Annotated in this window: 16 protein-coding genes; 2 read left to right on the top strand and 14 right to left on the bottom strand. The window is 61.1% G+C overall.

Features of this window, described 5'->3' with window-relative positions; genetic code table 11:
• Nucleotides 1–41 precede the first annotated feature (41 nt).
• Together ACOZKU_RS18670 and ACOZKU_RS18665 are read right to left on the bottom strand one after the other, a co-directional pair.
• The gene (locus ACOZKU_RS18670) at nt 42–2,483 is read right to left on the bottom strand and encodes a GcvT family protein (RefSeq protein WP_421580132.1); all 2,442 of its coding nucleotides are present in this window, start codon (nt 2,481–2,483) and stop codon (nt 42–44) included.
• Complete coding sequence (locus ACOZKU_RS18665; protein WP_421580131.1) at nt 2,480–3,391, bottom strand: phosphotransferase; 912 nt, start codon at nt 3,389–3,391, stop codon at nt 2,480–2,482. The genes ACOZKU_RS18670 and ACOZKU_RS18665 overlap by 4 nt, the downstream gene beginning before the upstream one ends.
• 224 nt (nt 3,392–3,615) lie before the next feature.
• On the opposite strand from ACOZKU_RS18665, the gene ACOZKU_RS18660 reads away from it, so the two are divergent.
• A complete protein-coding gene (locus ACOZKU_RS18660) occupies nt 3,616–4,377 on the top strand; it encodes a DeoR/GlpR family DNA-binding transcription regulator (protein WP_314089000.1) in 762 nt (253 codons plus the stop codon).
• Between the two features lie 72 nt (nt 4,378–4,449).
• On the opposite strand, the gene ACOZKU_RS18655 is transcribed toward ACOZKU_RS18660, so the two are convergent.
• The 8 genes from ACOZKU_RS18655 to ACOZKU_RS18620 all read right to left on the bottom strand — a co-directional run bounded on the left by ACOZKU_RS18655 (nt 4,450) and on the right by ACOZKU_RS18620 (nt 14,837).
• Nucleotides 4,450–6,738, bottom strand: a complete 2,289-nt coding sequence (locus ACOZKU_RS18655; protein WP_421580130.1) for a TonB-dependent siderophore receptor — start codon at nt 6,736–6,738, stop codon at nt 4,450–4,452.
• Nucleotides 6,739–6,803: 65 nt separating this feature from the next.
• Nucleotides 6,804–7,688 (bottom strand): helix-turn-helix domain-containing protein, encoded by an 885-nt coding sequence (locus ACOZKU_RS18650; protein ID WP_421580129.1) that lies wholly within the window; start codon nt 7,686–7,688, stop codon nt 6,804–6,806.
• A 127-nt stretch (nt 7,689–7,815) separates the two neighbouring features.
• Nucleotides 7,816–9,321, bottom strand: a complete 1,506-nt coding sequence (locus ACOZKU_RS18645) for a tripartite tricarboxylate transporter permease (protein ID WP_314089009.1) — start codon at nt 9,319–9,321, stop codon at nt 7,816–7,818.
• A gap of 11 nt (nt 9,322–9,332) precedes the next feature.
• Nucleotides 9,333–9,794, bottom strand: a complete 462-nt coding sequence (locus tag ACOZKU_RS18640; RefSeq protein WP_421580157.1) for a tripartite tricarboxylate transporter TctB family protein — start codon at nt 9,792–9,794, stop codon at nt 9,333–9,335.
• A 94-nt stretch (nt 9,795–9,888) separates the two neighbouring features.
• Entirely contained in the window at nt 9,889–10,872 is a 984-nt protein-coding gene (locus tag ACOZKU_RS18635; RefSeq protein WP_421580128.1) for a tripartite tricarboxylate transporter substrate-binding protein, read from the bottom strand.
• 199 nt (nt 10,873–11,071) lie between these two features.
• Complete coding sequence (locus ACOZKU_RS18630) at nt 11,072–12,424, bottom strand: sigma-54-dependent transcriptional regulator (protein WP_421580127.1); 1,353 nt, start codon at nt 12,422–12,424, stop codon at nt 11,072–11,074.
• Nucleotides 12,421–14,244, bottom strand: a complete 1,824-nt coding sequence (locus ACOZKU_RS18625) for a sensor histidine kinase (protein ID WP_421580126.1) — start codon at nt 14,242–14,244, stop codon at nt 12,421–12,423. The genes ACOZKU_RS18630 and ACOZKU_RS18625 overlap by 4 nt, the downstream gene beginning before the upstream one ends.
• 92 nt (nt 14,245–14,336) lie before the next feature.
• Nucleotides 14,337–14,837, bottom strand: a complete 501-nt coding sequence (locus tag ACOZKU_RS18620) for a heme-degrading domain-containing protein (protein ID WP_421580125.1) — start codon at nt 14,835–14,837, stop codon at nt 14,337–14,339.
• A 165-nt stretch (nt 14,838–15,002) separates the two neighbouring features.
• On the opposite strand from ACOZKU_RS18620, the gene ACOZKU_RS18615 reads away from it, so the two are divergent.
• The gene (locus tag ACOZKU_RS18615; protein WP_421580124.1) at nt 15,003–15,584 is read left to right on the top strand and encodes a LysE family translocator; all 582 of its coding nucleotides are present in this window, start codon (nt 15,003–15,005) and stop codon (nt 15,582–15,584) included.
• 9 nt (nt 15,585–15,593) lie between these two features.
• Here ACOZKU_RS18615 and ACOZKU_RS18610 read toward each other — a convergent pair whose 3' ends face one another.
• From ACOZKU_RS18610 to repA, 4 genes are all read right to left on the bottom strand, one after another.
• On the bottom strand, nt 15,594–15,887 hold the full coding sequence (locus tag ACOZKU_RS18610; RefSeq protein ID WP_421580123.1) for a DUF6074 family protein: 294 nt from the start codon (nt 15,885–15,887) through the stop codon (nt 15,594–15,596).
• A gap of 92 nt (nt 15,888–15,979) precedes the next feature.
• Nucleotides 15,980–17,302 (bottom strand): plasmid replication protein RepC, encoded by a 1,323-nt coding sequence (gene repC, locus ACOZKU_RS18605; RefSeq protein WP_421580122.1) that lies wholly within the window; start codon nt 17,300–17,302, stop codon nt 15,980–15,982.
• Nucleotides 17,303–17,459: 157 nt separating this feature from the next.
• The gene (gene repB, locus ACOZKU_RS18600; RefSeq protein ID WP_421580121.1) at nt 17,460–18,488 is read right to left on the bottom strand and encodes a plasmid partitioning protein RepB; all 1,029 of its coding nucleotides are present in this window, start codon (nt 18,486–18,488) and stop codon (nt 17,460–17,462) included.
• 1 nt (nt 18,489) lies between these two features.
• Entirely contained in the window at nt 18,490–19,698 is a 1,209-nt protein-coding gene (repA, locus tag ACOZKU_RS18595; RefSeq protein ID WP_314089033.1) for a plasmid partitioning protein RepA, read from the bottom strand.
• Nucleotides 19,699–19,876: the final 178 nt, after the last annotated feature.

Raw genomic sequence — 19,876 nt, 5'->3', positions numbered from 1 at the left:
ACGACGCGAACGAAGATCCGTCAGCCCTTCGTTCCTCTCTTTCAGGCTTTCACCCGCGCAGCCATTGGATCGTAGAGCGGTTCAAGATGAATCTTCGTCGGCGTACGTTCCATGGCGACGACGAGTTCATAGTCGCCGTCCTCGAGGAACGCATCGTCGACTCCATCTGCATGGCGCACATATCCGTAGCCGACATTCTTGCCGAGCGTGTAGCCGTAGCCGCCGCTGGTGAGGTAGCCGACGGGCTCGCCGTTGCGAAGGATCGTCTCGCGGCCGACCAGCACGATATCGGGATCATCGACCGTGAAGCCAGCGAAGGCCTTCTTGCGCGGTTCGCCCTGGGCGGCTTCCAGCGCGCGGCGGCCAAGGAAATCGGTGTTCTTGCGCAGCTTCACCGCCCAGCCAAGGCCCGCATCGAAGGGCGTGTCGTTCGGCGTGATATCCGAGCCCCAGGCGCGATAGCCCTTTTCGAGGCGCAGTGATTCCAGCGCGCGGTAGCCGACAGGGCGGATATCGTGCGGCGCACCCGCTGCCATCAACGCATCGAAAACGGTTCCGATCGCCGTAATCGGTACATGCAGCTCCCAGCCGAGTTCGCCGACATAGGTAACGCGCAGCGCGCGAACGGTATGGCCGGCAATCGCGATTTGCCGCACATGGCCGAAGGGGAAGGCGGCGTTGGAGACATCAGCATCCGTGACGGCCGAGAGCACGTCGCGCGCTTTCGGCCCCATCAGCGAGAGCGTGCCGAAATCCTCCGTGACATCGCGCAGGGTCACGTCGAGACCTTCGGGAATGTGGTCCTCAATCCAGCCGAGATCGTGGGTGCGGAAGCCCGTGCCGGTGACGATGTAGAACGTTTCCTCCGCAAGGCGTGCCACCGTCAGGTCCGCTTCGATACCGCCGCGGCTGTTGAGAAGCTGGGTATAGGTAAGCCGCCCGGCCGGCTTGCCGACATCGTTGGCGCAGATCCAATCGAGCGCCTTCAGCGCATCCGGCCCCGTCATCTCGTATTTGGCGAAGGAGGACTGGTCGAAGATGCCGACGGCCTCGCGGACATGACGGTGCTCGTCGCCGACGGCGGCAAACCAGTTCTGCCGCCCCATGGAATAGATATCCCTCGGCTCCACACTCTTGGGCGCGAACCAGTTCGGCCGCTCCCAACCGAGCTTCGAGCCGAACACCGCGCCATGCGCCTTCAGGCGCTCGTAGAGCGGCGAGACGACACGCGGGCGGCCGCTCTCGTATTCCTCGTGCGGAAAGCCGATCGTGTAGTGCTTGCCGTAGGCCTCGAGCGTGCGGTCGAGCACCCATTGGCGATCGCGGTGCATGCCGGCGAAGCGGCGGATATCGACCACCCAGAGATCGAGCGGCGCCTCGCCGTCGACGACCCATTGCGCCAGCACCCAGCCCGCCCCTCCCCCGGAGGCAATGCCGAAGGCATTGAAGCCCGCACCGACGAACATGTTCTTGCATTCCGGTGCAACACCCAGAATGAAGTTTCCATCGGGTGTAAAGCTTTCGGGGCCGTTGATCATCTGCTTGACGCCGACCGTCTCCAGCGCCGGTACGCGGGCAATCGCCTGCTCCATATGCTGCTCGAAATGGTCGAAGTCGTCGTCGAACAGGCGGAAGGCCCATTCGTCCGGCACGTCACCAGTGGTCCAAGGCTGCGGGTTCGGCTCGTAGCCGCCCATGACGAGGCCGCCGACCTCTTCCTTGAAATAGGTCCGCCGATCCGGGTCGCGGATGGTCGGCGCGTCGGTCGAGAGGCCGGGCACCTTTTCCGTGATAATATACTGGTGCTTGACCGGTTGCAGCGGCACGTTGATGCCCGCCATCGCCCCCACCTGCCGCGCCCATTGGCCCGCGCAGTTGACGACCTTTTCGCAAGCGATGTCGCCAAGCGTCGTCCGCACGCGCCTGATGCGCCCCTCCTCCATGTCGAAGCCCGTGACACGCACCTTCTCGACAATCCTGGCGCCATGCATGCGCGCGCCCTTGGCGAGCGATTGGGTGATATCGGAGGGGCTCGCCTGCCCGTCCGTCGGCAGCCAGCTGGCGCCGACGAGATCGCCGACCTCCATAAGCGGCCACGTCGCTTTCACTTCCTGCGGCGTCAACAGATGCATGTCCATGCCGAAGCTCTTGGCGGTCGTGGCGAGGCGGCGGAATTCGGTCCAGCGGTCCTGGTTGGTGGCAAGGCGCAGGCAGCCGCTCATTTTCCAGCCGGTGGCAAGGCCGGTCTCGGCCTCCAGCCCCTTATAAAGATCGACGGAATATTTCAGCACGCGGGTGATCGAGGCCGAGGAGCGCAGCTGGCCGACAAGGCCGGCGGCATGCCAGGTGGAGCCGGAGGTCAGCGTGCCCTGCTCCAGCAGGACGACATCCGCCTTGTGGTCGCGCGCCAGATGATAGGCCGTCGAGCAGCCGATGATGCCGCCGCCGATGACAACGATCTCGGCATGGGAGGGCAGGGTCATATCTTGGGTTTCCCGTATAAGGTTCGATAGTGGTCGAGCGCCTTTTCGAGGCGGTCGAGATTTTCCGTCGTGTAGCCGACATATTCGGCGCCGGGCGCGGTGAGGTGCAGTTCCGAAACCATGCTCCACATCGCCTCGCGCAGCAGCGAGGCGCATTGCATGGCGGCGTGCGAGCGGCGGATCGCGGGGTCCGGCGCACCGCCGAAATAGGCGTCGAGGAAATCCTGCGCCTCGTCGGGTGACAGCCCGGCATTGGAGGTCGCGCCGGCAAGATCGAACATGGCGGTGGAGAAGCCGGCATATTCGAAATCGATCAGCCAGAGTTTCTCCCCATCATCGAGAATATTAGCCGGCAAAAGATCGTTATGGCCGAAGATGATGGGCAGCGGCGCTTGCGCCGCCTCCAGCTCATCGGCCAGCGCGATGTAGGCGGGCAGATGCGGCACCATTCGGCTGTTTCCGGCCTTCAGCGTGCGCGCATAATCGCGCACCACGTGGAACGGCCAGAAGAGGAAGGCCGCCCCGCTGATTTCCGCCGGCATCTGGGTGTGGAAACGACGGAGAAGATCGGCGACGCGGCCTCGCGCCGCCACCACATCCCCTGCCCCGAAGGTTTTCGCCCCGAGATAGGCCGAGACCATGATGCCGGGCTCGGCATAGCGCACCTCCGGCCCGAAACCCGCCGCATGGGCCGCCCGTGCCGTCATCAATTCGCGATCACGAACGACATGGTGGAACGGATAATCCTTGCCGAAACGCACGACATGGCGCCCCGCGCCGTCGCTGACGACATAACTTTCGTTGCTGATGCCGCCCTTCAGCGGCGCAATCGTGATCCGGCCCTGCCAGCATGGCATCGCATGAATGCGATCCTCCACGGCGCGGCTGAGCTCGATGTGACCGTCCATCAACGCCCTCCCAAGTGGTGTCACGGACTTCTGCCGCAAACCGTCCCGAAGCGCCGTTCCCTTTGGTCTTTTGGTCGCTTCGGTTAGCAATCTCATGCAGGATGAAACCGGGTGTCAATCCTGAAATGTGGCTTTTTCTGTTTTTGTGACTGCTTTTGCGGCTTTCTTGCCAGATCGCTCCAGCGCGATTATGAAGGAATAAACGTCTCCGCGGACCAGAAGACATGAATCACTCCAAACGCCACAACGATATCCTCCGCCTTCTCCAGCAGGACGGCACGGTGACCATCGCCGATCTCGCCAAAAAGCTCGACGTGTCGCTGGAAACCGTGCGGCGGGACATCAAGCCGCTGACCACCAACGGCGCGGTGGTGAAGATGCACGGCGCCGTGGCCCTGCCCTCCGTGCTTGGCGAGGCGCCCTTCGAAAAGCGCATGCGCGAAAACAGCGATGCGAAGAAATCGATCGCCATCGCGGTCGCCGCAACGATCCGCGACGGCGATTCGATCATGCTGGATACGGGAACGACGACGAGCTATCTCGCCCGCGAGCTGCTCGGCCACCGGCGGCTGACGGTGGTGACCAATTCCTCCGACATCGCCCGCACGCTTTCGACCGTCAACGACAACCGCGTCTACATGGCCGGCGGCGAGCTGCGCAGCGACAACGGTGCGGCCTTCGGCATCTCGGCCATCGAGTTCATCAGCCATTTCACCGTCGGCCATGCGGTCATCTCGACGGGCGCGATCGATGCCGCGATCGGCATCATGGACTACGATCTGGAAGAGGCCGAGTTCGCCCGCGCCGTGGTGGCCCAGGGTCGCCGCGCCGTCGTCGTGACCGATCACACGAAGTTCGGCCGGCAGGGCCTGGTGCGCGTCTGCGACTTCTCCGCCCTCACCGATCTCTACACCGACAAGGCCCCGCCCCGCGATGTCGCGGCGGCGCTCAAGACGGCCGGCGTCACCATCAATCTCGCCCGCTAAGTTGCCTGCAGTAAACTAAAAACCCGGCGATTGATTCGCCGGGTTTTCTCAGTTTTAAGCTATGAAGCACGATCAGAAGGACGTGCTGGCCTTGAGGATGAATGTGCGGCCGGCGCCGTAGCCGCAACTCGCTTCGCTCTGGCATGATGCGACATACCGCTTGTCGAACAGGTTGGAGGCATTGAGCGCGACCGACCAATTGTCCTTTTCATAACGGATCGCGGCATCGACGAGCGTCGCGGATGGCACCCTCAGGGTGTTCGCATCGTTTGCCCAGGACTTGCCGACATGGCGGACGCCTGCCGCAATGCTCAGGCCGCTCAGGGCATCGTTCTGGAAGGCGTAGTCCAGCCAGAAGGATGCGGTGAGATCGGGAACCTGAACAGGGGTATTGCCCACCAGTTCAGGCCGCAGATCCTTGACGACCTTCATGTCGAGATAGGTAAAGGCCGCGATGGCCTTGAGGCTTTCGGTCACATTCGCCTGAGCGGAGGCCTCAAATCCCTGGACCTCCACTTCGCCGATCGCGTGGTAGCGGCTCATGCCGCCGACGAATTCGGATTTGACGACATTTTCCCGGGTTATGTCGAAATAGGCTGCCGTGAAAAGCGCATCCATGAAGTCGGGCTGATATTTTACGCCCGCTTCCCACTGCTTGCCCACATCCGGCTCCGGCAGGCCATTCACCGGATCGACCGACGTCGCCGGATTGAAGGATGTCGAGTAGCTGATATAGGGGGTAAGGCCGCTGGAAAATTCGTAGGCCAGCGCCGTCCGCCACGTGAACTTGCTGTTGTCCGTATCGGTAGAGCCAAGCGCCGCCGCTGTCCGATCCTCGATTTTGGTGGAGACGAAATCGTAGCGCCCGTTCAGGGTGGCGATCCAGCCACCGCCGAACTTGATCTGGTCCTGGGCATAGATGCCGATCTGGTCCCGCTTGAATTCGTTGTCCGCGTAAGGGTCGAAAAGGTCGGGCAGATCGACATTCCCGTAAACCGGATCCTGCGGATCGATATCCAGGTCGCCGGGAACAAAGCCGCCAGTCGCCTGAACCTGGTCGACATCGTAGTGCCGGTAGTCCAGCCCGACGAGCAGCGTGTGTTCAAGCCCACCCGTTGCGAATTCGCCTTCAAGCTGGTTGTCCACTGTCAGCAACCCGACATCGGTATCATGCGCAAACCGGTAGCGGGCAATCTTGGCCGGATCCGCAAACGATGCACCATTGGCATACAGCGCATCCTCCTGCAGCGAGACATTCGCGTAGCGAACGTTCTGGCGAACCGTCCAGTTGTTATCGAACGTGTGCTCGAACTCGTAGCCGATCATCGCCTGCTGGCGCTCGTAGGTATCGAAATCCTCGTCGCCATAGAAGAAATCACGCGGGATCCGTCCGAAATTCGGCGAATCGACGACCGTACCCACATAGGGCAGAAAACCGGTGCTGGTATGCGTCAGATCGATGTTCTGATACGAACTCAGGATCGTCAGGCTCGTGGAATCGTCCGGGCTCCAGGTCAGGCTGGGGGCGATCGTGCCACGGAAATCCTTGGCATGATCGGTTTCCCAGCCGCCGCCGGAGAGTTTACCGGTGACACGGTAGCGCATAACATCGCTGCGGCCGGGCTTGTCGCTAAAGTCCAGGCCGAGATAGCCGTTCCCGAAATTGTTGATGCCGGTTTCGACATAACGAAGCGGTTCATCGGTCGGCCGCTTGCTGATCATATTGATAAAGCCGCCCGGGTTTCCGCTGCCATAGAGAACCGAGCTGGGTCCCTTGATCACTTCGACGCGCTCAAGGAAAAACGGATCGACGAGAAAGGTGCCGAAGCCGGTCTGGAAAAGCGAGAGGCCATCAAGGAACACGCCGGTCTGCTCGGCCTGGAACCCGCGGATGAAGAACCAGTCCGTGTCGGCATCCGTACCATAGGTCGAGGTGCTTACACCCGCGACATAGCGCAGAGCTTCATCGATCTTTTGCGGGCTCTGGTCGTCGAGCTGTTCACGACCGACAACCGTTACCGACTGGGGGACTGCCTTGAGGTCCGTAACCGATTTCGTACCGCTTCGCGTCGACTTCGCAACGATACCCTTTACCGGATCGACGCCCTTGGTATCGCCGTCGGCGTCACCTTGATCGACGCGGATTTCCTCAAGGCGGGTCGCGCCCCCGGCATCCTGTGCACGAGTAGGCAGAGACGCCACCAAGGCGGCGGCGGCCGTCCCGCAGGCCAGCGCCATTCTCAGTACGTGCGACTTCCTGGTATTCATGATCATGCAGATATCCCAACTCCGCCGTCCCCTCTCCGGGCCGGCCACGATAAGATGAGTAATTAACTCAGTTTTAACGATCGGGATTGTCACTTTCCGCGAAAATTGAACGTTTTTGGGCAATTTTCCGGGGGATGGAGATCCGTCGGCACACGGCTTCAGCCGACATTCGCCTTTTGCCAATGGGCGGGTGTGGTCCCGAAATTCTTGCGGAAGACACGGGTAAAATGCGCCTGATCGGCAAATCCAGCCTCAGCGGCGATCTCCGTCAAGGACTGTTCAGCCTTCAAAATCAATTGTTTAGCGTAGCGGAGGCGCGCGTTCACCTGCCATTGATGCGGCGCGACGCCGGTCGAGGCCTTGAAGGCGTGGCTGAAATGGGATTGCGATAGCCCGATCAGGCTGGCGATTTCCTCAAGCCGAATGTTGCGCAAGCAGTTTTCTTCAATGAAGTCGGTCGCGCGGCGCAGTTGCCAGCCGGCAAGCTTGCTGCGCTTGCGGCCGGGTGCCTTGGCAAATTTCATCACGTCGATGATCAGCGCCAGCGACAGCCCGTCGCCATAGAGATCATGCAAAGGCTGCGGATTGGTGATTTCGGCCGCGATGAGCTGCGCCAGGGAGAGCAGTTTCGCATCGGCAAAGAACAATTGCGGCGTGAGCAAGCGCGCGGGGTCGAGGTCCTCGGCCAGTCTCCGGCTGACGGTCTCGACGTCGAAATGCAGGTCGAGATGACGCAAGAAGCGGTGGTCGGCGAGATCGGCCCAGAGCTCGAAATTGGCGGGAATATAGGCGATCGGGCGGCTTGCCCAATCGCCGACGGTCTCAATGCCCCCCGGCGCCAGGCGCGTGCGGGATAGGCCGGGACCCCGCTTGTCGAGGAGGACGAACAGGCGCGGATCCCGGCCGACATAGTAACCCCCGGCGCGTGGTGCGCATTCCACATCCCAGACATCCGCGACGATGCCGTTCCAGTGCCGCCGGTTAAGGCCACCGACCACCGAAAAGCCTTCGATCCTGTTTTGCATGTGCGGTTGAAATGTCATGCCGGGGGATTATTCCTTCAGATTATAGTCAAGTTTTATCCCGAATACCGCTGCGGTGCAATATCGCTGAAAACGAGAAGGGCGGCTTATGGCCGCCCTTCCCTGTGATTCCATCCGAATGTCGGGCTCAGTCTTCTTCCTGGAACACCTCTTCGCGTTTCTTTTTGACTGACGGCAAGAAGACGATGATGAGAACCGCAAGTGCAATCGCCAACAGGATCGCGCTGATCGGCCGCGTCACGAAGGTTGTCGGATCGCCCCTGGACAGGATCATGGCACGCCGCAGGTTTTCCTCCAGCAGCGGCCCGAGAACGAAGCCGAGCAGCAGCGGAGCAGGCTCGCAGCGCAGCTTGACCAGCAGATAACCGCCAAGGCCGAACAGCGCGACGGCATAGAGATCATAGACATTCGAATTCACGCTGTAGACGCCGATCGAACAGAACGCCATGATGATCGGGAAGAGCACGTAGTAAGGCACCGTCAGGAGCTTTACCCAGAGGCCGATCAGCGGCAGGTTCAGCACCACGAGCATCAGATTGCCGATCCACATGGAAGCGATGATGCCCCAGAACAACGTCGGTTGTTCGGTCGCGACATTCGGTCCCGGCACGATCCCCTGAATGATCATCGCCCCGACCATCAGCGCCATGACGGGATTGGCCGGAATGCCCAATGTCAACAAGGGGATGAACGAGGTCTGCGCACCCGCATTGTTGGCCGATTCCGGCCCGGCGACACCGGCGATGGCGCCGTGTCCGAACTCCTCGGGGTGGTCCGAAACGCGTTTTTCCACCGTGTAGGAGGCGAAGGCGGCGAGGATCGCCCCTCCCCCCGGCAGGATTCCCAGGGCTGAGCCGATGACCGTGCCGCGCACCACCGGCGCCGCCATGCGTTTGAAATCGTCCTTGGTCGGCCAAAGCCCGGAGACCTTCGCCATCACCAGGGTTCGGGTCTTCTCGCCCTCCAGATTGCGCAGGATTTCCGCGATGCCGAAGACCCCCACAGCGACGGCGACGAAGTTGAGCCCGTCGGCATATTCGCGAATGCCCAAGGTAAATCGGGGCGTGCCGGTATATATATCCGTGCCGACGAGACCGAGAAGCAAACCGAGCGCCACCATGGCCAGCGCCTTGACGATGGAACCATGGGCAAGCGCGATGGAGGAGACGAGGCCGACAACCATCAGCGAGAAATACTCGGCAGCGCCGAATTTCAAAGCGATGGCTGTCAGAGGAATGGCGAAGATCGCCACCAGGAAGGTCGAGACCGTACCGGCAAAAAAAGACCCAAGCGCCGCAATGGACAGCGCGGCACCCGCCCTGCCCTTGCGCGCCATTTGATAGCCGTCGATGGCCGTCACGGCAGACGAGGATTCGCCGGGCATGTTGATCAGGATCGCGGTGGTGGAGCCGCCATATTGCGCACCGTAGTAAATACCGGCGAGCATGATGAGCGATGAAACTGGCTCTAGCTGGAAGGTAATCGGCAGGAGCATGGCGATCGTCGCCGTGGCGCCGATGCCGGGCAGCACGCCGATCAACGTGCCGAGCAGAACGCCGATGAGGCAGAAGGCGAGGTTCGCCGGCGATGCGGCCGTCGAGAAGCCCAGCGCGAGATTGCTGATAAGATCCATAACGCGCCCTCCTAGAGCCGGGTCCAAGGGCCGAACCGCTCGAACGGCAGACTGAGGGCATAGCTGAACACCGCGACGGAGAAGAGCGTGATGGCGGCCGCGAGAACCACCGCCATGCCCGGCTTCATTCGCGACGAGGCGAAAGCGGCGATGAGGGCGGCGAAGAACAGCGACGGCACGAAGCCGAGACCACGCACCGTCAGCCCGAAAAAGACGGGTGCCGGCAGAATGAACAGCATCCCGCGCAGCGCGATCGGCCCGATCGGCTCGCCCTGAACACGGGTTGCCTGTACCAGAACGATTGCGCCGAGAAGCGTCAGGATGACCGCCAGGAACAGCGGAAAATAGCCCGGTCCCATGCGGAGCGCAGTGCCAAGTTCCAGGTTAAGACATTGATAAATAAAGAAGCATCCGAGAGCGATAAAGGTCAGGCCGCATATCACATTGGTGCTGTCGAATTGCAGGTTTTTCATGGGTTCCCCTTCTCCCGGCGCTCCGAGAGCGCGCACAACGGCTGAAATCGTGACGGCGGTCACCGCCGCCACGATCCATATCCTGCAGGTATGATCAGTCGGCGTACTGACCAGCGGCCTCGATCACCGGCTTCCATCTGGCAATTTCACTCTTGAGCTTGGCCTTCAATCCGGCCGGCGTCGCGTCGGCGTCGGAGGAGGGGGCCGTGCCCAGTTCGGCGAAACGGGCGATGACGTTGGGGTCCTTCAGCGCCAGCTGAAGCGACTTCGAAAGCCGTTCCGTCACCTCAGCCGGGGTGCCCTTCGGCGCATAGATGCCGTGCCAGATGCCGACCTGGAAACCGGGCAAGCCACCTTCTTCAGCCGTTGGAATATCGGGCAGGTTGCCGAGGCGGGCAGGGGAGGTCACGGCATAAGCCTTGATCGTGCCGCCCTGGATCTGCTTGGTCGTGTTGGTCGTCTGGTCGCACATCACATCGACCTGGCCGCCCAGCAGGTCCGTCATGGCCGGGCCGGTGCCCTTGTAGGGGACGGTGGTAAACTGCGTCTGGAGCGTGCTCATCAGCATCATACCGCAGAGATGGGACGCCGCACCGATCCCGGCATTGGCCACGGTCACGGTGTCCTTGTTCGCCTTCATGTAATCGATCAGGCCCTTGAGATCACCCGGCTCAAGGTCTTTGCGGGCGACGATCGTCATCGGCACCTCGGTGACAAGGCCGACATATTCGAAAGCGTTCAGCGTGTCATAGGCCAGCTTGCGATAAAGCGTGGCGCTTGTCGCCATGCCGATATGATGCAGCAGCAGCGTGTAGCCATCGGGATCGGCGCTCGCGACACGCCCGGCGCCGAGCGTGCCACCGGCGCCGCCGACATTCTCCACGACGATCTGCTGGCCGAGGTCCTTAGACATGGCTTCCGCTACAAGACGGGTGACCGTATCGGTCGGGCCGCCGGCGGAGAAGGGGACGACCATGGTGATCGTGCGTTCCGGATAGGTCTGGCCGAGCGCCGAAGTCGCGAGCAGGGTGGCGACAACGGCGGCGGATACGCCAAGCAGGGATTTCAAGGTCTTCATCAAATCCTCCCGAGATGAAACGACCAGCCGGCGCAGCTCCTCCCGCACCGTTTCTGGTTGGCACCAGAGTGAATGATGGTACCGGCGGAACAAGCCGGTTACCCTGATGACGCGCAGTTTACGGCAGTAAACACGGTCGGGATGGGTGACTTAGGGGACAAAGCGCGCGGCCCATGGGTGGAAATCCACCCATTCGAGCTCAGGAATCGTCCTGAGAGACGTCAAAACGCGCATATTTATCGAGCCCGTATTTCTGCATCTTCTCGTAAAGCGTCTTACGGGAAACGCCGAGTTGTTCGTAAACCGGCTTCAAACTGCCGCCATGGGCAGCCAGTGCACCGGCAATCAGCCCTCGCTCGTAGGACGCAACGCGATCCGCCAGACGCTGCGGACCTGTTTCAGAGCTATCTTCCGGCGCTGGGGGAAGACCGAGCACCAGTCGATCCGCTGCATTGCGAAGCTCGCGAACATTGCCAAGCCACCCGCGCGCAGCGATGTCCGTTATCAATTCCGGCGGTACGTCGATATCATTGCGACCATAACGCGCCGCGGCCTCGCGCACCAGTTGGAGAAAGAGGAGAGGGATATCGGCCTGACGCTGCGCAAGCGAGGGAACACGAAGCGTCGCAACATTCAGTCGATAGAGGAGATCGGCCCGGAACCGGCCGGCCGCAACCTCGGCCTCCAGATCGACCTTGCTCGTCGCGATGAACCGCACATCAAGCGGAATCTGCTCGTTGGAGCCCAGACGCGTAATGACGCGTTCCTGCAGGACACGAAGGAATTTTGCTTGTAAATCAAAGGGCATAGAGCCGATCTCATCGAGCAGGATCGTGCCGCCACGGCCGTGTTCGAACTTGCCATAGCGTGGCCGAAGCGCACCGGGGAACGCACCCGGCTCATGGCCGAACAACTCGCTTTCGATAAGATTTTCAGGGAGGGCGGCGCAATTGATTGCGATGAACGGCCGGCCTGCGCGGCTGCTGACATCATGCAGCGCCCGCGCGACGACCTCCTTGCCGACGCCGGTTTCCCCGATGACCAGCGTGTCCGCATCGGTCGCGCCGATGGCCCGCAGCCTATAGCGCAGGTCCACCATAACCTGGGTGCGTCCCGGCAGCCGTGCTTCGATGTCGTCACGCTTTCCGGCGACCGCGCGCAACCGGCGATTTTCCAGAACGAGGCTGCGCCGGTCCATCGCGCGGCGGATGACTGTCGCCAAATGCTGCGCGGCAAAGGGCTTTTCGATGAAATCATAAACACCGGCGCGCATGGCGCTGACCGCAAGCTGCACATCCGCATGCCCGGTCACCAGAATGACGGGCACTTCGGGATCGACCTCGCGAATCCGCTGCAGCAGCGTCATGCCATCCATGCCCGGCATGCGGATGTCGCTCACCACGACTCCATCAAAGGCATAGCCGACAAGCTCCAGCACCGGCTCGGCGCTCGAAAAGGTCTCCACCGTGAGATCGAAGAGCTCCAGCGCCTGGGTGGAGGAACGGCGCATCTCCTCCTCGTCATCGATCAGAAGAACGCGCGGTCCCATCATTCTGCCGCCTCGCGCGCTACGCCTGCCGGGTCGAGCACAAGCCGGAATATGGCACCACCCTCGACATGATTGATCACCGACAAGTCTCCGCCAAAGTCTTTGATAATATTATAAGAAATGGAAAGACCAAGGCCAAGACCCTTGCCGACGCCCTTTGTCGTGAAGAAGGGATCGAAGATGCGCTCGGCGATCGCCGCGGGCACACCCGGCCCATGATCGCGGATGGTGATGGCAATGCGCCCGTTCTCGCGGCCTGCCGACAGCAAAATTTTCCTATCGTCGCGGCCCTCGACGGCATCCGCCGCGTTGCCGATAATATTGACAAGAACCTGTTGCAAACGCACCGGCCCAGCCTGAACAGCCAAGCCGTCTTCTTGAAGCTGAAGCACAAGCTCCGCGTTCGCCGCTTTCAGCCGGGGCGTGACGATTTCGAGCGTATCGGCGATCACAGCCGAGAGGAGAACGGGTCCTAATTTTTCATTCGGCTTGCGCGCGAAATTGCGTAAGTGACGACTTATGGAAGCCATACGGTCGATGAGGCTTGAAATGCGGCGGACGTTATCCTGCGCCTCCGGCATACGGCCACGGTCCATCAACAGGGCAGCACTATCAGCATAGGTTTTTGCGGCGGCGAGCGGCTGGTTGAATTCATGCGAAAGCGCTGCGGACATCTGGCCGAGGCCGGCGAGTTTTCCAGCCTGAATCAGGTCGGCCTGCGTTTTGCGCAGTTCCTGCTCGGTCAATCGGCGCTCCGACACCTCCAGTTCGATCTGCTCATTGACCCGGGCAAGAGCAGCCGTTCGCTCGTCGACGCGCCGTTCCAATTCGTTTTGCGTTTCCTCCTGCAGACGCAAGCGTTCCACGACCCGGCTACGACGCTGCCAGAGAACGGCGCCCCCTAGTCCGCCAAGGCAGATAAAGAGCACGACCGCGATCAGCGTCGTGCGAGCCTGCGCGCGCACCGATGCCGTATCGAGCAGAACGTTGACCGTCCAATCCGCCTCGGGCATGTATTGAGAGAGCCGAAGATATTCGCGGCTGGCACCATTCGACCGGATGCTCATCAGATGTTGACCGTGGTAAACCGTCTCCGTCTGGGGGAGGGGGCGCAACTCGGCTTCCGCATACCGTCGCGAGGCCTGCGTGCGGGAAATTCTCGGCGCATCCAGTGGTAGAATCCCGGTATAAAGCCATTCCGGGCTGCCCGTCATGAAGATGATGCCTTCGGGATCCGCGACGAAGATCTTGTATTCCCCCCCGCGCCATGACGTCTCGATGGAATCGATGTCCACCTTGAAAACGATGACGCCGAGGATCTTGCCGGCCACCTCCACAGGCGATGAAAAATAGTAGCCGCGTTTCAGCGAGGTGGTTCCAAGCGCATAGAAGCGCGCTCGATGTCCCTTGATAGCATCCTGAAAATACGGGCGGTAATGGAAGTTCTGCCCGACGAAGGTCGCCGGCATGTCGTAGTTGCTGGCGGCGATCGTATTGCCGTCGGGGGTCATCACATAAATATCGGAAGACTCCAGCAGTCCGTTGATTTCCTTGAGATAATTGCTGGCTGCCCGGCGAAGGGATGGATCGTCCGGCTTCTGCAGAAGCGCTTCGATGTCGTCATGATCGGCGATGAGTGCGGGGAGAGGCTCGTATCGGCTGAGATGGCCGGCGAGTGCGGCGACCGCCAAGCGTAAAGCAGAACTCGCTTGCGATGATGCCTCATCCATATAGCTGCGCGTCATCAGCGTTCCGCCTTGCAGGATAGCAAGGACGACAACGATCGGTAGAATCGCGAACGCCAGGGCGTGACGCACTTTCACGAAATTGGGGGCTCCTCTCCTCCATCACCCGAAAGAAGCCGGGCCGCCTATCCTACGCAGCCTATCGCTTCTTTCCTAGGGGGAGGGAGGGATCAATCCGGCAGGCGGTTGTCGCCAAGATCGATGCCGAGAAAGGCGGCTATGGCATCGGCTACGATGGCATGATCGGTTCGCTGCGGCACACCGGAAACCGTGACCGCACCGACACATCCGAGTTCGGCGACGAAAAGCGGGAAACTGCCGCCATGCACCGCGAAGTCCGAATGGGGAAGATTATGCGCCTCCACCTGCTCGCGGCCGGAAAGCGCCAGGCGACGGCCGACGAGATAGGACGAGTGCCAAAGCCGCAACACCGTGTTGCGCTTGCGCCGGATCCATTCGACATTGTCCGTCGACGTGCCGGGCAGGGCGCAGTGGAAGAGGACCCGGTCGCGGAGCGAGATGTCGATCGCAACACCGGCACCAAGCGCAAGCGCCGTTTCACGAACGCGGTTTCCAAGCGCCCAGGCATCATCCGGGCTGAACCGGGTAAAACGCAGGAGCCGCTCCTGTTCCTCGAGCCGGCGAATGTCGTCTGCGATCATGTCCGTCATTGTTTCCTCCCTGCGGAAATAGGCCTCTGTTCCTAGCGGGACAAAAGGCCGGAGGGAAGAGCGACATCCCATTGCTTGCGCGGTCTCTTGACGGAGATCAAGGTTGCGCTCAAGGAGGAGACATAGGGAAGAGACGGAAAGACCGAACCTTCCATAGGAACCGATATGCCGGACAGCTTCTTTCTCTTCGCCATCCTTGCTTTGCTGCTGACCCCGGGCCCGACCAACACGCTGCTGACGGTCGGCGCGGCGGCGCGGGGTTTTCGCGAGAGCCTTCCATTGCTGCTGGGTGAGTTGTCCGGTTATCTCATCGTCGTCATTCCATTGGCAACGATTGCAGCCGCTTTTCTCGAAGGGCGCCCAATTTTGGCGGCAGGCCTACGGATTGTTGCGGCGTGCTGGGTTCTCTTCCTCGCCGCCCGCCTCTGGCTTGTTTCGTCGAAATCGGCGGGGGAGGGGGATGCGAAAGCGGTAACAGTTGGCCAGGTCTTCCTGACCACCATGCTCAATCCCAAGGCGCCCATCATCGGGCTGGTCATCATGCCGCATGGACCGCTGATGGAAATAGCACCGGCTCTCGGGCTCTTTGGCCTGCTCGTCACAGGCGCCGGGACCTGCTTCCTCGTGCTCGGCAGTCTTGTCGGCCAAGCACCGGTTTTATCGCCGCGTCTGATCTACCGAGTTGCCGCAGCATTCCTCGTCGTCTTTTCGCTCGGCCTCGTGAGCAGCGCGACTGGCCTGATCTGATCGAAGCGATCAGGCTTCTTCCGCATGGTGCATACGGAAGAGTTCCTGCTGCACCTCATCCTGGAAGGCGAAAACCGCGGCGCGCGCATTGTCTTCGCTCGATCCGAGCTTGCGCATTTCGTCTGCCAGTTCGCGGCAAACCTTCCGCCAATAAACCCGTGCATCCTCGCCGTGCAGGCCATCGAGCTCGCCGGCGCAGCGACGGATTTGCGCCGTGCGGCGTTCGGCAGGGAAGGGCACGACCGGTCCGGTTTCGGTGGCAACAGAACGGCGGCGCATCTGCGCGGAGGCATAAGGGGGCATTGATTCGGGCTTCCTTGTCTTGCCCCCCATGATTACGGATTGCATGGTTAACGTACGGTTTCCAAAGCCGAATTCACTGTCTCGTTTTGTCGTCATCCCGCCTGTTTGGCGGGAGCACCATTCGCCCGGGCAAGCGCCATCAGCATTGGACCGAGCGTGAATTCACCGCGTTCCGCCCTCCGGGTGAGGTCGCGCAGGTAACCGCCGGCCGAGTTGATATGCCCGGAGCGTTCCAGAATGCAGGCGATGACCGTCGCTGCGTTTTCCGGCCCAAGCACCGCGCAGGCATTTTCGTAGGCCGATGGGCTGATCGCCAGCATAGAACGCACTACCACGGCCGCCGCCATCAGATCGCGCCACCCCGAAATCGTGCCACCCGGACCAAATAGAATAATTTCCGGGCAAGCTTGCAGGACAAGGGGGAGGGGATAGGGTTTTTGTGGTTCCGGACCGGCTCCCAGGGACCGCGGCTGCCGATCTGCCACACCGTGGTTCAGCGGGTTGTTCGTTCCAGCAGGATTTCCGGTTTCACCCATCGCTGCCGTATCAGTCATTGCGGTTGGTTCCGGCTGGAATTCTGCCTTGCCGTCCTGCTTCGGTTCGAAGCTAGGTTCAAGATCAGAAATAGAGTCGGGTTTTGAATTCTGTTTGTGCCGCTCAGTTTGGTCGGGATAGCCAGCCGTATTATGTAAAATAATCTGTTTTTCCATGCACTTGAGTATGTCCGTGCGCAGGGCTTCGAGCGCAGAAAGAATAACCGTGAGGATTTCCGGTGTTGCGATGCGTGGCAAAGCCAGGATTTGCACCCGATATTCGGCTTCGTACTGCATCCAATCCCCGGCAAGCCCGTCTTCCAGGGCCGTTTCGATCAACTTGACGATATCACGGCGGACAAGCGTGATCCGCTCTCGGAGCCGCAGCAACAGCAATCGTTCGGCGGTTACGGCCGCTGCGAGCTGCTCGATCTCCCCTGCCCTCGCGAGGAGGGGGGCAAGCGAAAAGCCAAAAGCCTCGCCGATCTCCCCTTCCCTATCGCGGCGAACATACCGCTTTCCGTTGGGGCTATCGCGCCGCATCAGCAGACCGGCATCGACGAGCGCGGCGAGATGCCGACGCAGCGTGGTTTCTGCCATGCCATGCGTGCGCAGCGAGAGCTGCATGTTGGAGGGAAAGACGACCATGCTGTCGCCGGCGGCAAGTTCCGTCTTCGGATAGAAGCTCATCAGCGCATTCAGCACCGACAGTGCCCGATCGCTGACGCGCAGCTTGGGCCGCGCTTCGCAGAGCCAGCGGTAGAGTTTCCACTTGTCGATACTCGCTTCCGACGGGATCGTCTTGACGATCGCCTGGCTTGCCAACATGCCAAGCGTCATCGCTCGCCGCCCGAAGGGCGTCGCTATGCCATCTGTTTCCATGTCTCTTCACCCTCAAAAAGGCAAAAGAGACCCCTTCATCGAAAACCGATGCCAAAAACGCTTGACTGTGATTCGGGGAAGTGCGACTCTCAGGCTGCTAAACGATGAGAAGGGCTTCCGCGACGGTAACGTTGAGGGGGCCTTTTTCTTTTGCGGATCAATCTCCCGATTTCTGTTTCTTTTCAGACCTGTAAGCCTCGTAGAGGCGATCGAGGTTCTGCGTGATGTAGGCGCCGAACGCCGCGGCTTCCGTGGCTTTCAGCGAAATCGTGTATTGCCGCCCCTGCGCCTTGATGCTGGCGCGCACGGAGCCGTCCTTGCGCTCCCAGGCGGCCGGGGCCGGCTTGGCGGCATGCGCCGGAGCGTCTGATTTCGCGAGATGGCCGCTGACAAGGTTGAACCGCTCCTCCGGCGAACGGGCCTTGATCCGCTCGCGACCGAGAAACTCGATGGCCCTGTCTTCATTCGACGGTTCGTCGAAGCGCGTCGCAAGCTCATGCCATCGGTCGCGACCGATGGCGAGCGCCGGGCCGATGCCCGTACGCACGGCCTTCGGAATTCTGTTCACGACCGACAACATTTTTGAAACTGTCGTCTTGTCGACACTCAACGCCGACATAATGGTCTCACGATCAAAGCCGCGGCTTTCCAGTTCTCCGGCGAAGGTCGCGCGCTCAAGAAATGACAGATCGGCACGCGCGCTGTTCTCCTGCCCCTGTGCGATAACGTGATCGCGGTCGGTCAGAGCCTTGACCACAGCGCGGACCGGGCGGCCGAGCAGACGCGCGGCTTTTGCACGACGGTGACCGAAGGCAATCTGGTAGATGCCATCCTTGGCCGGGTGCGGACGCACGAGGATCGGCGAATCCTGGCCGCGCACGCGCATGGCATCCACCAGTTCCTGGAACTGCTGGTCGGAATGCGCCAGACGGTCCGATACGAACGAATCCTCGATTTGATCAGGCTCGAGCTCGATAACGACCTCGCCGGCCGTCAGCTTCGCCTCGATCTCCTTGGCCGCATCGGCTTTCGCCGCCAGTGCGTCGATGCTGCGCGTCACGGCACCAAGCGCACCGATGCCCTTGTAGGTCACATGCTGGCGCTGCTCGTCCGCTGCGGGGTTTACCGGTGTCAACTTGTCGTTGGCGGGGGCCATCAGATTGGAAAGAACGTTCTTGCGCGCCATATCAACGCCCCCATGCCTTATGGATAAGTTCGACAAGTTCCGAATTGACCGCTTCCATGGACTCGAAGGCGCGATCATAGGTCGCGCGGGTGAACTGGCTACGCTCGACCTCATAAAGCGTCTGGTTGGTCAGCGCCGCATCGGCGATCGCCACGCTGCGCACCATCGGACTGGTCAGGACATGCTGCTTGAACATCGAGCGCATGAAGGCGACCATCTGGGTCTGCGGCCCGTCCGCCGGATCATAGCGGGTGACGAGATAGCGCAGCCAGTCGAGGTTCATGTTGCCGCCGGCGCTCTTCAGCGTGTTCAGCACCTCGCCGAGCATCTGCAGGAACTGGCACATGGACATGACGTCGAGCATCTGCGGATGCACGGTGATCAGCACCGCGGTCGCGCCGCAGATTGCGCTCATCGTCAGGAAGCCGAGCTGCGGCGGGCAGTCGATGACCACCACATCATAGTCGTCGGCGACGGACGACAGCGCCTCATCGAGGCGGGCAAAGAAGATGCGGCCGTAATCGCCGCGGTTACCCTGCGCCAGAACGCGCGGCGTATCGTGCTCGAACTCCATGAGTTCTAGATTGCCGGGCACGATGTCCAGGCCGGGGAAATTCGTCTTGCGGATGATTTCCTTCAACGGCCGGCGTTGGTCGTCGTAACGGATGGCGGCGTAGAGCGTCTCGTTCTCGTTGACGTCGAATTCCGGCTGAAAACCGTGGATCGCCGAAAGGCTCGCCTGCGGGTCGAGATCGACGGCGAGCACACGGTGGCCGGTGAGGGCCAGGTGTTGCGCCAGATGCGCCGTCGTCGTCGTCTTGCCGGAACCGCCCTTGAAGTTCACCACCGCGATGACCTGCAGGTGCTCGCGGCCGCGCCGGTGTGGGACATAGCGCTGGCCGCGGCTGTTCTGCTCCAAATACTGCCGCATTTCCTGAAGCTGATCGGCAGAATAGGAGCGGCGGCCCGAAGGCGTCACCTGCGGAAGGGGGCCTTTGGATTCAAGCGAAAGATTGCGCAGATAGCCGCTGGTCACACCCAGGAAATGGGCAGCCTCGCTCAGCTGAAACTGGCGCAGGTTTTTCTGCGCAACGGGTGGAAACATCTCCAGCCGATGCTGCTTCAGCTTGTCCGACAGCTCGTGCGCCTGACCGATGATCAGTTGATCGACCTCGGAAATTGCCTGCCCGAACGTTGCAGCCATATTCATGTCGCTAATCTCAAAATGCGTTTCAAAGCCTATTTGGCGATTTAAACCGCATCTAGAACCGATTCGGAAGAGAGGGCAAGGCCAGCGGGCCGAATGCCCGGCTTATGAAAGCTTTGGCGCTTCAATAATTTGCAGTCCGGCGTATTGACCATCCGCTGCCTATCGGCGTCTCACGATT

This window comes from Shinella sp. M31, assembly GCF_049199205.1.
Lineage (GTDB): Bacteria > Pseudomonadota > Alphaproteobacteria > Rhizobiales > Rhizobiaceae > Shinella.
This window is presented reverse-complemented; position numbering and strand designations above follow the sequence as displayed.